11 protein-coding genes are annotated in these 13798 nt (G+C 68.0%); 9 read left to right on the top strand and 2 right to left on the bottom strand.

The features are described from left to right. Window positions 1-125 precede the first annotated feature (125 nt). From LIU39_RS02340 to LIU39_RS02310, 7 genes are all read left to right on the top strand, one after another. Window positions 126-599: a GNAT family N-acetyltransferase gene (locus LIU39_RS02340; protein ID WP_227043974.1), complete on the top strand. Its 474-nt coding sequence runs from the start codon at window positions 126-128 to the stop codon at window positions 597-599. Between the two features lie 58 nt (window positions 600-657). After that, the gene (locus LIU39_RS02335; protein ID WP_372463776.1) at window positions 658-1581 is read left to right on the top strand and encodes a TauD/TfdA dioxygenase family protein; all 924 of its coding nucleotides are present in this window, start codon (window positions 658-660) and stop codon (window positions 1579-1581) included. Window positions 1582-1750: 169 nt separating this feature from the next. Continuing rightward, complete coding sequence (argE, locus tag LIU39_RS02330) at window positions 1751-2947, top strand: acetylornithine deacetylase (protein WP_227043971.1); 1197 nt, start codon at window positions 1751-1753, stop codon at window positions 2945-2947. Window positions 2948-3049: 102 nt separating this feature from the next. Further along, a complete protein-coding gene (locus LIU39_RS02325) occupies window positions 3050-4357 on the top strand; it encodes an MFS transporter (protein ID WP_227043969.1) in 1308 nt (435 codons plus the stop codon). A 28-nt stretch (window positions 4358-4385) separates the two neighbouring features. Further along, the gene (locus LIU39_RS02320) at window positions 4386-5795 is read left to right on the top strand and encodes a hypothetical protein (RefSeq protein ID WP_227043967.1); all 1410 of its coding nucleotides are present in this window, start codon (window positions 4386-4388) and stop codon (window positions 5793-5795) included. A gap of 33 nt (window positions 5796-5828) precedes the next feature. Then, complete coding sequence (locus LIU39_RS02315; protein WP_227043966.1) at window positions 5829-7094, top strand: ATP-grasp domain-containing protein; 1266 nt, start codon at window positions 5829-5831, stop codon at window positions 7092-7094. 222 nt (window positions 7095-7316) lie between these two features. Then, window positions 7317-8630 (top strand): cation:proton antiporter, encoded by a 1314-nt coding sequence (locus LIU39_RS02310; protein WP_227043964.1) that lies wholly within the window; start codon window positions 7317-7319, stop codon window positions 8628-8630. 66 nt (window positions 8631-8696) lie between these two features. On the opposite strand, the gene LIU39_RS02305 is transcribed toward LIU39_RS02310, so the two are convergent. Both LIU39_RS02305 and yczE read right to left on the bottom strand, forming a co-directional pair. Then, entirely contained in the window at window positions 8697-9464 is a 768-nt protein-coding gene (locus tag LIU39_RS02305) for an SDR family oxidoreductase (protein WP_227043962.1), read from the bottom strand. Between the two features lie 129 nt (window positions 9465-9593). After that, a complete protein-coding gene (gene yczE, locus LIU39_RS02300; RefSeq protein ID WP_443742993.1) occupies window positions 9594-10178 on the bottom strand; it encodes a membrane protein YczE in 585 nt (194 codons plus the stop codon). A 296-nt stretch (window positions 10179-10474) separates the two neighbouring features. Between yczE and yczR the strand changes: the two genes are divergently transcribed. Together yczR and LIU39_RS02290 are read left to right on the top strand one after the other, a co-directional pair. Further along, window positions 10475-11962, top strand: coding sequence for a MocR-like transcription factor YczR (gene yczR, locus LIU39_RS02295; protein ID WP_227043958.1), 1488 nt, complete (start codon window positions 10475-10477; stop codon window positions 11960-11962). Window positions 11963-12182: 220 nt separating this feature from the next. Next, the gene (locus LIU39_RS02290; protein WP_227043956.1) at window positions 12183-13682 is read left to right on the top strand and encodes an FUSC family protein; all 1500 of its coding nucleotides are present in this window, start codon (window positions 12183-12185) and stop codon (window positions 13680-13682) included. Window positions 13683-13798 lie beyond the last annotated feature (116 nt).

Raw genomic sequence — 13798 nt, 5'->3', positions numbered from 1 at the left:
CCCGGCGGGGTCGTCGCGCTCCATCTCTGCTCCGGCGTCGTACTCCGCTCAACTCCGGGAAGACGTTCGCGTCGCCGTGATATGCGATCGACCGCCGGATGGTGCGTCTCAGGAATGGGAAGATCATGGTAGGCATCGTGAATGACACTCAAGTTGTGCTGCGGCCGGCCCGGCCCGAGGACAGCCCCCAACTGGCATCAATAGCGCAGGAAGCGTACGGGAAATATCTGGACCTGGTGGATGAACCGCCGGCACCCACGCTGCTCGACTACGAAGACGTCGCCTCCGCCGGCCGCACGCACGTTGCGGTGGATGCGGGCGAAGTGGTGGGCATGGTCACGGTGGAGCCAAGTGATCCCCACCTGATCCTGAGAAACCTCGCGGTGCGGCCGTCCTGCCAGGGAAAAGGAATCGGCAAAAGACTGGTTTCACTTGTGGAGAATATGGCACAGGTGGCCAATCTGAAAGGCGTCCGCCTGTGGACCCGTGCCGAAATGAGCGACAACATCGCATTTTACGAGAGACTTCACTACGCCATCACTCACTCCGAGCAGACGGCCGAGGCCAACCGGGTCTTCTTCTGCAAAGAGCTTGGGTGAAGCGGAGACCGCGCAAAAACTCGAAGGTCCTCGACCATCACGTGAATGGGAGCGCACAGTGGTTACCCCTCAGTCTACGCCGATTGCGAATCGACTCGCCGAGACCTTCGCCGCGGAGGTGAAAGAGCCCGTCATCACGCAGGACGTCATCCGGGAAATGGGCCGGGCGATCTACGAGACGTACCTCGACCACAAGGTCCTGGTTTTCCGGGCCCAGGACATCTCGGCCCGCACGTTCGCCGAGTTCGGCACCATCTTCGGGCGTCCCGAAGAGCACCACGTCATCAAGCTGCGCCACCCGGAAGAGCCCACCCTCACCCTCCTTTCCAACCAGGACGAGCCCGGTAGGAACAAGGAGATGAAGACGTCGGGCCAGGGATGGCACTCCGACTACTCCTACAAGCTGGTGCCCGGCAGCGCGACGATGCTGCACGGCACCAGCATTCCGGGCGAGGGCGGGGACACGCTCTTCGCCGATGCCGAATCGGCCTTTGCGGCCCTCCCCGAGGACCGGAAGACATATCTCAGGACGCTGCGGGTCCGTCACCAGTACCGGTGGTCGCCGGACCGCGAGGACCCCTGGGCGCGCTGGAAGTACATCGGCCCGGAAGAGCGGAAGCAGACTCCGGAGATCACCCACCCGCTCGTCCGCCGGCACCCCGACACGGGCCGCGAGACGCTGTTCATCCAGCCGCGCATCATCGGCAGTGTGGTGGCGATCGATGACATGGAAGAGAAGGAAAGCACCGCTCTCATTGAGGAGTTGATTACGCACATCACGAGCGAACGCTTCGTTTACCGGCACAAGTGGAGCCCGCTCGACGTGGTGGTCTGGGACAACCGGTGTGTGCTGCACTCGGCAACGACGAAGGACCTCGACGAAAAGCACGTACGGCGGCTGCTGCGCCTGACCACGCACGGCCAGCCGGTCACGCCGTCCCTTCCGGAAGTGGGCCACAGCAGGCGGTCACCCGCGAAGTGAAACCGCGGCGGATGAACGGAACGGCGAGGCCACCTGTTTCGCCTTCGCCGGGGCAGGAACATCCGCTGCGATAGCGAAACGTGCGCTGTTGCGGGCGCCCTGCGTCGCACCCGCCGGGGCGCCCGCACATCCTCGATACCCAGGCCCTACCCGACGTTAGCGAGTCATCATGTCTGCCAGGTTCCCGGTACGGTGCTCAAGCAGCGAGCTGTACTCCCGGATGCTCAGCATTCTTGAGCGATTGGTCGGCTTCGACACCACGAGCCATAAGTCCAATCTAGAGCTGATCAATTACGTCCAGGGGCTCCTTTCGAGCAACAACATCGACAGCACTCTCCACTGGAATGACGAGCGCACCAAGGCCAACCTGGTAGCGACCGCGGGGCCGCGCAGCGGCGGACAGCGCGGAATCATCTGGTCGGGCCATACGGACGTGGTCCCCGTGGACGGGCAGAAATGGACGGCGGATCCTTTCACACTGCGAGTGACGGACGGTCAGGCCATCGGCCGCGGCACCGCGGACATGAAGGGCTTCATCGCCTGTTGTCTGGCTATCCTGTCCCAGGTCGATCACGAGGCCCTGACCGTTCCCGTCACGCTCCTCCTCACCTATGAGGAAGAAGTGGGCTGTGTGGGAGCACGCCGGCTGGTGCCGGAGATGCAGACGTGGGCCGACGACAGCATCGGGTGCGTCGTCGGTGAGCCCACGGGCATGAAGGTGGTCATCGGCCACAAGGGAAAGCAGAACTACCGGATCCGGTTCAAGGGCGAGCCGAAGCACGCCGCCCTTGCGCCGGAAATGCCCAACCCCATCGTGTCGGCATCCGAACTGGCCGCTTTCGCCCAGTCGTTGAACGAGCAGTTCCAGTCGGAAGGGCCGCACGACCAGCGATTCTCCATCGACCACTCCTGGATCAACATCGGCAGGATCGACGGCGGCGTCAAGCCCAACATCGTCCCGGACAACTGCCTCATGGAGCTGGAAATCCGAGCCGTTCCGGGCCATGACTGCGACGGTATCGCCGACGAGCTGAGGCGCTTCGCCGCGGAAAGCCTGCTGGCGAAGATGAAGAAGAAGTCTCAACTGGCCGACATTTCCGTGGAACAGCTCTCCGATACACCCTCGTTCGCCATTGACGAGTCGCATGCGTTCGTCGACCTGGTCAGGTCGGCCTTCGGCGAGGAAGAGCCTCCGGAATACGTGCCCTTCGGAACGGAAGCCGGACTCATCTGGGGGAAGGCCGGCGTTCCGGCCGTCGTGTGCGGACCGGGATTCATCAGCCAAGCCCACACGGCCGATGAATCCGTGCCGCTGGAACAGCTGAAGCTCTGTCTGTCGCGGCTTCAGCAACTGCCGCTCGCCTGAAGGAAAACCGTCGGTCCGGCCGGTCACCATCCGGCCGGTCCCCAGGGGATGCGCACCAGGCGGCCAACCCACTGCGTGCGCCCCTTTCGATAAGGAGAACTGTTGACCTGTGACAGCCCTCGCGGCCCTGACACGAAGACCGTCAGTGGCGGGGCGTCCGCCTCCGGTGCGGCCGTCGGCGTCGCAGCGTCGCGCCGCCTCGGCCGGGAATTCGGGAAGCTGTGGACCGCCTCTTCCACCTCGGCCATCGGCGACGGGATATCGCTCACCGCCGCGCCGCTCATAGCCAGCACACTCACGGACGACCCCCGGCTCATCGCCGGTGTCACCATGGCCCTGACCCTGCCGTACGCCCTTTTCGGAATTCCGGCGGGAGTCCTTGCGGACCGGGTCGACCTGCGGCGTTCCATGGCCCGCATCGACTTCTTCCGCGGCGGCCTGGTGCTCATGTTCGCCTTGTCGGTCGCCTTCGGCTGGGCCGGCCTCGGCGTGATGTACGGGTGCTTCTTCCTGATCGGCACCTGCGAGACATTCTTCCGTAACGCCTCACAGATTCTTGTGCCGTCCGTCGTCGCGGACGACCGCTTGGTCGACGCCAACGGGCGGCTTCTGGGAGCGCAGACCGCCGCCAATCAATTCGTCGGGCCACTGGTGGGATCGGCCCTTTTCGTGCTGGCGCCGGCCGTACCGTTCGGGCTCGACTCGGTCACCTTCTTCGTCTCCGCCGTGCTGCTCACCCGCCTGCGGACCACCACTCCCCACGACCGCGTCGCACCGGCGGAGCGCCCCGGACTGCTGGCCGACATGACCACCGGGGCCCGGTGGCTGATGCGCCACCGGTTGCTGCGCAACCTGTCGTTGACCGCGGGCGCGATCAACCTTGTTTACACCGGTTCGCTGGCGGTGCTCGTCGTTTACGCGCACAAGGTGCTGGGACTCGGCGATCTCGGGTACGGCGTGCTGCTGGCCTGCCAGGCAATCGGCGCCGTCGCCGCGGCGAAATTGTCTCCGCTACTGGTCCGGCGCATCGGCGGTGAATGGACACTGGTATGCGTCGTGACGACCATGGCGGTCGGCGATGCGGTGATCTGGCAGACCTCCACGGCCTGGGTGGTCGGATTCGCCCTCGCCCTCGGCGCCTGTGCCAGCATCACCTGGGATGTCGTCGTGGTTGTCCTGCGCCAGACGATAATTCCCCCATCCCTCCAGGGCCGCGTCAACAGCATTTACCGGCTCTTCGCCTGGGGCGCGATGCCGGTGGGCGCCGGACTGGCCGGAGTGGTCTCCAAAGGGCTGGGCGCGACCGCCGTGTACGGACTCGGCGCCGGAATCATGGCCGCCGTCGCCGTACGCCTCGTGATCGGCGCCCGCAGGCACTGGTTCGCCGACGCGCAGGCGCAGAAATTGTGAAATCCCCGAACGAAAAGAGAACCCCGCCATGACGCAGCCCCTCCCCGCTCCGCACGTTCCCAGGTCGGAAATGGGCGCCGAATACCTGAAGACCCTTTCCCAGCGCGACGCCGACCCTGCGGACCTGATCAAGCAGGTTGTCGCCGACGATTTGGTGACGGTGGCCTACCAAGGCCGCTTCCTCGCCTCGCCGGTATTCCTTTCGGCCGCGGAACGCCGCACGCTCGCTGCCGATCTGCTGATGGTCCACACCCTGCTGACCCAGCTTCCCGAGCGCCTCTTCGGCGGCGACATAGGCGCCCTGGCCCGCGCCGTCGGCATGACGGACACGCAGGCTTCCGTGGTCGAGCGCGCGGCGAAGGCGGGCCCGCAACTGCTCCCGCTCGCACGGTCCGACCTCTACCGCGGAGCCGACGGCTTCAAGCTCCTCGAACTCAACATCACCAGTGCCCTCGGCGGCTTCGAGAACGCCGGAATCAACCGGGCCATGCTGACGCACCCGGCCCTGTCCGAGTTCGTCGCGGAACACCGGCTCGGATACGTCGACACGCTGCGCGGCATCGTCGACACCCTCTTCGCCGAATGCGCGGCGCATATCGAAGAAGGCCGCCGGCCCGTCGTCGCGCTGGTCGACTGGCCCGAGAGCTTCCTGTCGTACGAGCCCCGCCTGAAGGTCATGGCCGCGCTGTTCGACGGCATGGGAATCGACGCCATTCCCTGCCACGTGGGCCATATCCGGGAGAATGACGGGCACCTTGAGTTGGACGGCCAGCGCATTGACGTGGTGTACCGCTTCTTCCTCGTCGAAGAGATCGTCACCCCCGCCGACGCCGCGCTCGTCGAACCCATTCTGCGTGCGGTCGAAAAGGGCACGGTCGGGCTCTTCAGCCGGCTCGACGCCGAGCTCTACGGAAACAAGGGCGCACTCGCCATGCTGTCCGACGACCGCAACAGGTCGGCCTTCTCGGCGGAGGAGCGCGCCTGCATCGATCGCTTCCTTCCGTGGACCCGGTACGTCAGGCGCACCGCAACCGACCTGCACGGGCAGGAAATCGACCTCGTACAGCACGCCGTTGCCCAGCAGCAGGATCTGATTCTCAAGCCGACGCTGTTGCACGGCGGCAACGGCATCGTTCCCGGCTGGACCGTCACCGCGGACGAATGGAAGGCCCGTCTCTCCGAGGCGATGGACGGCCCCTACGTGGTGCAGCAGCGCATTCGCCCGCTGCCCGAGACATTCCCCGCCGACGAGGGCAACGGTACTCAGGAACTCTTCCTCAACTGGGGCGTCTTCCTCACCGATCCCACGGTCACCGGAGAGGACGGATACAACGGGTGTCTGGTACGGGGAAGCACCGATCCCCAGGTCGGCGTCGTCAGCATGTCGGGTGGCGCTCGGGTCGCCTGCGCCTTCCATGAAACCAGCGAGCCGGCTTAAACAGCCGGCGGGATATCGAGGACGCCGTACATCATGAAGATCGCAGTTGTCGACGGTTATTCAACCGGACGTACACTCGTCAGTGCACTTCGCAACCGCGGAAGCGCCTGTATTCATGTGCAGAGTTCCCCGGACATGTCGGACTACTTCACCCGTGGATTCCACGCGGACGACTACGAAGCCGTACTGAGCAGCGGTGATCCCGCCGAACTCGCCGCTGAACTCTCCCGGTTGGGCGCGCAGCGCGTGGTGGCCGGAACGGAATCAGGCGTCATACTCGCCGACACCCTCACGCATCTCATGGGACTGCCGGGCAACAGGTACGAAACCATCGCGGCCCGCCGCGACAAGGTTCTGATGGGCAATACCGCGGCCGCCGCAGGCGTGGCCACTCCTCTCGGCGGGGCATTCGCCGATGCGGCGTCGGCCGCGGAATGGTTCGTGTCCCACGGCCTGGAAGAAGGCGTCGTCAAGCCGACGAGCAGCGCGGGCACCGACAATGTGCGGTTCTGCCGCACACCGGCCGAGGTGCACAGCGCCTGTGAGGCGGTGCTGAACTCGGTCAACCTGTACGGGCAGCGCAATACCGTGGCACTGGTCCAGGAACGCGTGCGCGGCATCGAGTATTACGCGAACACCGTCTCCCACGAGGGTGTGCACCGCATAGCGGAACTGTGGCGGTACACCAAGCGGGTCGGCAGCGCGGGGTACCCGATATACGACTACGAAGAGCCGGTACCGGTGGCCTCGGCCGAGGCGGTACCGCTGCGTGCATTCGTCGCCGCGACCCTTGACGCCTTGGGTGTGGTGTCCGGCGCCGCCCATACCGAGGTGATGATGACGGCCCGCGGTCCGGTGCTCATCGAAAGCGGTGCCCGGCTGGGTGGCGGAACCACACCGGCCGTCGTGGAGAAATTCTCCGGGAATTCCCAGACCAGTCTCCTCGCCGACACCCTGATCGATCCCCGGCGTCTCGAAGAATTCGACGACGCGGCCACCACGTGGTTCCGCACGGTCCGGAACGTCGCACTCATCAATCCCGTTGCCGGGCAGGTGCGTTCCCTGGACTGGACGGAGCGGATCGAGGCGCTGCCCACGCTGGTCACGCTCACCCATGGAGTCAAGGTGGGGGAACATCTCGCGGCGACCACTGATCTGATCAATTCGCCGGGATATGTGTATCTCGCTGCCGAGGACCCGCAGGACATCGAGCGTGACTACCGCGCGCTGCGGGACATGGAGGAAGAGGGCCTTTACACCGGCGGTGTTCGCACCGGCTCTGCCGGGCGGCACGTCTGAGGGCAAGGATCTGTGGCAGCCGGCGGCCGCCGCCGGGCCGAGCCGTTCGCGCGGTGAATCCTGGCGGCGGGCGGCCGGGGCCCGTCGGTTCATCGCCGCGTCGGGATGGCCGTGCGACCCTCACCAGCTACCTCTCGCTCATCAAACGGATCGATGTCTCAGGGCCGCCGGTTATGTCAGGGGGACAGCTGAGGCTCATGGATCAGCTGTGAAAGGAACTCGATGACACTGGCCATGGGGCCCGTGCCCGCTATCAGTCATCATCAGATGCTCGTGTTTCTCGTGCAGATAGGTGTTCTTCTGACCGTTGCCGTCGGACTCGGCCGGCTTGCGGCACGCGTGGGCCTGCCCTCCGTGGTGGGCGAACTCACCGCCGGAGTCGTGCTCGGCCCCTCTTTGCTGGGCAATCTCGCACCGGACGTATCGAACTGGCTGCTGCCGCGGAATCCCGAGCAATTACATCTCCTCGGTGCCGTCGGACAGTTGGGCGTCATATTTCTCGTGGCCATCACGGGCGCACACATCGACCTGGGACTGCTCCGGCGCAAGCGGCGGGCCATCAGCTGGGTCAGTGCAGGAAGCGTGTTGCTGCCGCTCGTCATCGGATTCGTGCTCAGTCTGCTGCTTCCTGACTCGCTGATGGGGAAAGCCAGCGACCGCCTGACGTTCGGCCTGTTCATGGGCGTGGCCGTAGCCGTGAGCGCGCTCCCCGTCATCGCCAAAACTCTGCTGGACATGGGGCTGTTGCACCGTAATGTCGGCCAGATCATCATCGGGGCGGCCGCGGTGAGCGACATCATCGGCTGGCTGCTGCTGTCGGTGGTGTCCGCCATGGCGACGTTCGGATTCCGGATCGGGGTGCTGACGGAATCCGTCGGCTACCTGATTCTCGTGCTGGTGGCCACGGCTTATGTGGCCCGGCCCTTGATCGGACGGCTTTTGCGTACCGTCGAGCGGTCGGCCGGGCGTGAGGTCAGCCTTTCCGCCATCGCGGTGCTGATCGTGCTGTCCGCGGCCGGCACCCACGCACTGGGCATGGAACCCGTCCTCGGTGCATTCCTCTGCGGCATCGTGGTCGGCTCCCTCGGCACGGAAAGCCGGAGGTCGCTGGACTCCATGCGGGCATTCATCATGGCGACGCTCGCCCCTCTCTTCCTCGCGACGGCCGGCCTCCAGGTGGACCTGACCGCTCTGGCGGAGCCCCAGGTACTCGTCGCCGCGTTGATCACGCTCCTTGTCGCCATCGGGGCGAAATTCGCAGGCGGCTATCTGGGGGCCCGCGCCGGCCGGTTGGCGCACACCGAATCCGTCGCCATCGGCGCCGGCCTCAATGCCCGCGGCGTGGTGGAAATCATCCTCGCCTCCGTCGGTTTGCAACTCGGTGTGCTGACGACCGCCTCGTACACCATCGTGGTTCTGGTAGCGGTGGTCACCTCGGTCATGGCTCCGCCGATCCTGCGCCGTACCACTCAGCGCATGACCAAAACCGACGCCGAGAGAGAACGCGAGCGGGAATTCATGTCCCCATCCCTCTGATTCCGAGCCCTGTCGATTCAGCGGCAGCGGTCACGTGTCCCAGAGAATCCGCCCCCGCAATACACCTCAGAAACCATGCTGGGCACCGCCGTCGACCGGAAGCATGACGCCGGTGACGTAAGAGGCAGCGGGGGACAGGAGGAAGGCGGCCGCGCGCCCGAACTCCTCGGGGGAGCCGTAACGGCGCAGCGGGATGGCGGCCGAGCTGCGGGCCTGGGCGGCTTCCGGGTCGCCGGACAGTTCGTCCAGCTGCTTCGTGCGGTCGGTGGCGATGCGGCCGGGGATGAGGCCGAGCACGCGGATGCCGCGCGGGCCGAGTTCGTTGGCGAGGGACTTGGCGAAACCGGCCAGCCCGGGGCGCAGACCGTTGGAGAGCGTGAGGCCGGGGATCGGCTCGTGGACGGAGCGGGAGAGGACGAAGCCGATCACGCCTCCCTCGGGCAGGGCGCCCGCGGCCGTGCGGGCGAGCCGGACCGCGCCGAGGAAGACGGCGGAGAAGGCGGCCTGCCACTGCTCGTCGGTGTTGGCGGTCTCCCCGGATGCGCCGCTGCCGGGGGGCGGTCCTCCGACGCTGATGAAGATGCCGTGCAGGGCGCCGAAGTGGTCACGCGCCGCGGTGACCAGGCGCTCGGCCGTGGCCGGGTCGGCGTTGTCGGCGCCGATGCCCAGGGCCCGCGGGCCGAGCGCGGCGGCCGCGTCCGCAGCCGCCTCGGACGTGCGGCCGGTGATCACGACGTTCGCGCCGTCGGCGACCAACTCGCGTGCGGTGGCGTGGCCGAGCCCGCGGGTCGCTCCGGTGACGATGTACGTACGGTCCTTCAGTCCAAGATCCATAGCCTCATTCTGCCTTGGCCCGCCCGGCGAGTGCGATGCCGGAATCGATGAACCGGGTCTGTCCGAACGGGCAGTGGAAGATGGCAGGTTGGCAGGCATCCGGCCCGCTCCTCCCGCTGAACGGAATCTTCAAACACCCTGACTGGACCCCTCGTTGGACAGAGCCGCCTCGGAACACGCCGCCTCGCCCCCGCCTTCCGCCATGCTGCGGTACGCGAACCACGGCATGAAGAACTGGGTGATGGGGCCGACGGTGAGCGCGTACAGCACCGTGCCGATGCCCGCGGTCCCGCCGAGCAGCCAGCCCACCGCGAGCACGCTGATCTCGATCAGGGTGCGGATGAGTCGCATGGAACGCCCGGTCACCGCGGACGCGCCGGTCATCAGGCCGTCCCGCGGCCCGGGGCCGAAGCGCGCGCCGACGTAGACGGCGACGGACAGCCCGTTGAGCAGGATCCCGCCGACGAGCAGGCCGGCCCGAGCCGGGAGCCCGAGGTCCGGGGGGATGAGGAAGAGGCCGAGGTCGGAGAAGCACGCCAGGACCACGATGTTCGCGAAGGTGCCGAGCTTCGGCGCCTGTTTGAGCGGGATCCACAGCAGCAGGACGAGCACCCCGATGACCGCGCTGATCGCGCCGAAACTCAGGGACGTGTGCCGCTCAAGGCCCTCGTACAGCACGCTCCACGGGTTGACGCCGAGCGTGGCCCGGACCATGACCGAGAGGCTGAATCCGTAGAGGGCGAGGCCGATGAACAGCTGGGGGAGGCGTCGCAGCGGACGTTCGGCGACGCGGACGTAGGTGAGCGGGGGCAGCGACGGGCTCGACCGGGACCTCAGCGGGGCCCTGAGGCGTGCCACCCGACGCTGCTTGAGCCCGCGCTCGTAGCCGTCGGTGATCTTCTGATCCACACTCGCCTCCACAAGGTACTTGTCTTTCCGTCAGGCCAATAAGGCGAGTCTGTAGACTGATTGGCCCGCTTAACATGGCCAATCGGAGAGGAATGGTTGGTATGGCTGATCCGACCCCGCTGCAGCCCGTGGACGGGATAGAGCGCAGCGACCGGACGCTGGGCAGCCGTCAGCTCGCCGCCATGCTCCCCGACTTGACGGGAGTGCGGCCCGCCTACCGCCGGCTGGCCGAGGCGATCGGCGCACTGATCCTGGAGGGGCGGGTCGCGCTGCACGTCAGGCTCCCCGCCGAGCGGGAACTCGCCACCGCCCTGCACACCAGCAGGGCCACCATCACCGCCGTCTACGACCTGCTGCGCGAGCGCGGGTTCGCCCACAGCCGCCAGGGCTCCGGCACCTGGACGGACCTGCCGGAAGGCCGTAAACCCAAGGGCGTCACCCGGCTCCTCGGCGCCGAGGACACCGCGATCGACCTCGCCCGCGCCGCCCCCGGACTGCCCGAACAGACGCTCATCGACGCCCTCGCCCACGTCACCCCGCACCTCGCCGCGCACGCCCACACCCCCGGCTACCACCCCTACGGCCTGCCGGAACTGCGCGCCGCCATCGCCGAGCGCTTCACCCGCCGCGGCCTGGCCACCGTGCCCGAACAGATCCTGGTGACCTCCGGCGCCCAGCACGCATTCACGCTGGTCCTGGGCCTGTTGTGCCGTCCGGGCGACCGGATAATGGTCGAGAACCCGTCCTACCCGAACGCCCTGGACGCCGTCCGCAGAGCCCGGCTGCGCACCGTGTCGATGCCCATGACCGACATCGGCTGGGACATCGAGATCGCCGAGTCGACGCTGCGTCAGGCAGTGCCCCGCCTCGCCTACTTGATCCCCGACTTCCACAACCCGACCGGCTGCCTGATGCCCGAGCACGAGCGGATCCGCCTGCTGCGGGCCACCCAACGCTCCGGCACCTGGCTGGTCATCGACGAGACGCTGACCGACCTCGCCCTCGACGTCCCGGCCCCCCAGCCCTTCGCCTCGCACGCCACACCGGGCGGCGCCGGCCAGATCATCACCATCGGCTCGATGAGCAAGACGCACTGGGCGGGCCTGCGCATCGGCTGGCTGCGCGCCCCGGCCCGGCTGGTCACGGAAATCGCCGGCCAGCGGGTCGCCACCGACATGGGCGGCTCCGTCCTGGACCAGCTCCTGGCCCTCGCCCTGCTGGCCCGCGCCGACGAACTGCTGCCGCCCCGCCTGGAACAGCTGCGCCGGCAGCGCGCCGCCCTCGCCGCCGCGCTGGCCGAGAACATTCCGCAGTGGAGCTGGCAGCTGCCGCCCGGCGGCCTGTCCCTGTGGGTCGACCTGGGCAAGCCCATCGCCTCGGCACTGGCCGACCGCGCACTGGACTACGGCGTGCGGATCGAGGGCGGCAGCTACTTCGCCACCGACCCCGGCATCTTCGAACAGCGACTCCGCATCCCCTACACGACCGCCCCTGACACCCTGCGCGAGGCCGTACGCCGGATGGCCAGGTCACTGGAGGACGAGCCCACATCCTCGTCCACCACCCGGCGCCCCCACTGGGTGGCCTGAAACCGGCCACCCGAGCACCGCTCACCCCGCTCGCCGCGGCGCACGGTCGTCCGATGGCCCTTTCCCGGCGGCCCGCGACGCCAGATCACTGGACCATTGGCGCAGTGTGATCGTCTTCTGTTGAGCCAAGGGTGGCCAGGATGGTCTGATGGTCCTGTCGATGGCGCTGCGGATCCCGCGGCGCCTTTTTCATGCCGTAGCGGAGGTTGGGGTGGCAAGCGTGCTGAAGAGAATGATCGTCGCTCCGGATCCGGGGCGGATGCGCCTGCGGAGCGCCACTCGGGCCGTACTCGGAATCGGACCGGCCGCGGCACTGTCCGGGCTGGTCGGCGGCTCACTGCCGGCCGCTGTCGTCGGCGGGCTCGCCGCGCTCCTCGCGCTCTTCACGGTCCTGGACACCACGGTCAAGGGCCAGGCCGTCACGACCGCACTCCTGCCCGCCGTCGGTCTCCCCGTGCTGGCGCTGGCCGCCGCCCTGCACGACTTTCCGCTGCTGCGGGACCTGACGTTCCTCGCCACCGTCTTCGCGGGTGTCTACGCCAGGCGCTGGGGCCCACGCGGCCATGCGCTGGGGACCTTCGCCTTCATGACGATGTTCGCGGCACAGTTCCTGCACACCGTGCCCCGGCAATTGCCGATGCTGTACGTCGCCATCGTCCTCGCCCTCCTCGTCTCCTCGACGGTCCGCTTCGGGCTGTGGTGCTACGAGCGGCACCTGACGCTGCCCGCCGTGACGGCCCCGCCGAGCGGCAGAGGGCTGGCACGGGCGACGACGCGCCAGGCGCTCCAGGCGACCACCGCCGGCGCGTTCGCCCTCGTGGCGGGGCAGCTGCTGTCGGCCGACCGCTGGTACTGGGCGGTCGGCGCCGCCTGGTGGATCTTCGTGAACACCGCCTCGCGGGGAGAGACTCTGGTCAGAGGCTTCCGAAGGATCCTCGGCACGGTCCTCGGCATCGTCGTCGGACTGTTCGTCGCGGTGCCGCTGCACGGCGCCGCGCTCCCGACCGCGGTGCTTGTCGCGGCGTGCGTTTTCGGCATCTTCTACACCGCCGCGGTGTCGTACAGCTGGATGGTCTTCTTCGTGACGGTCCTGGCCGGGCTGCTCTACGGACTGCTGGGCGTCCTCGACCCCGGGCTGCTCGTGCTGCGGGTCGCCGAGACCGGTGCCGGAGCTCTGGGCGCGGCCCTGGCGGTGCTGGTCGTCCTGCCGGTGACCACGCACGTCACCACGGACGCGTGGGTCCGGCACGCGCTGCGCGGCGTGCACGCCTGCGCCGCCGAGAGCGCCGCACGGCTGGCCGGATCGCCGACGGCCGACCCGGCGCCGCGGGTCGCCGAGCTGGAGTCGCTGCTCGGCAAGGTCCGGCAGTCGCTGGCCCCGCTGACGCACCCCATCAACCCGTTGCGCGCACGCAAGGCGCGCGCCGCCCACGTGCTGCGGCTGCTCGACGACTGCGCCCGCGAGGTCCGTGGTCTCGCAGCCGTCGCGGCCGACCCGGACGCCTCGCACGACGCACGCCTGACCGCCGCCTGCCGACGCGTGGAACTCGCCGTCGAGGCGCTCTTCGCGCCCGGAGAATCCCCGGCCGACCAGGCTGTTCCGGCAGCGCAGCAGGCCGCGGCGGAGCCCGCGCTGGCACACCTGCACGGTCTGGAACGCGCACTCGCGGAACTGGCCGCACCGCTGCGCAGCCGGCCGCGGGCGCCGCTGGGGGCCTGAGCCGGGGCGGCGGAGTCTCCCATCCGCCCGATGCGCCCCGGCCCCTGCTGTTAGCGTCGCCGTATCCGCGCGGGCGGCCGGGACGGCGAAGGGCCGCAGCCGGGCAGCCGCCCGGA

Source organism: Streptomyces pinistramenti (assembly GCF_020564935.1).
GTDB lineage: Bacteria > Actinomycetota > Actinomycetes > Streptomycetales > Streptomycetaceae > Streptomyces > Streptomyces pinistramenti.
This window is presented reverse-complemented; position numbering and strand designations above follow the sequence as displayed.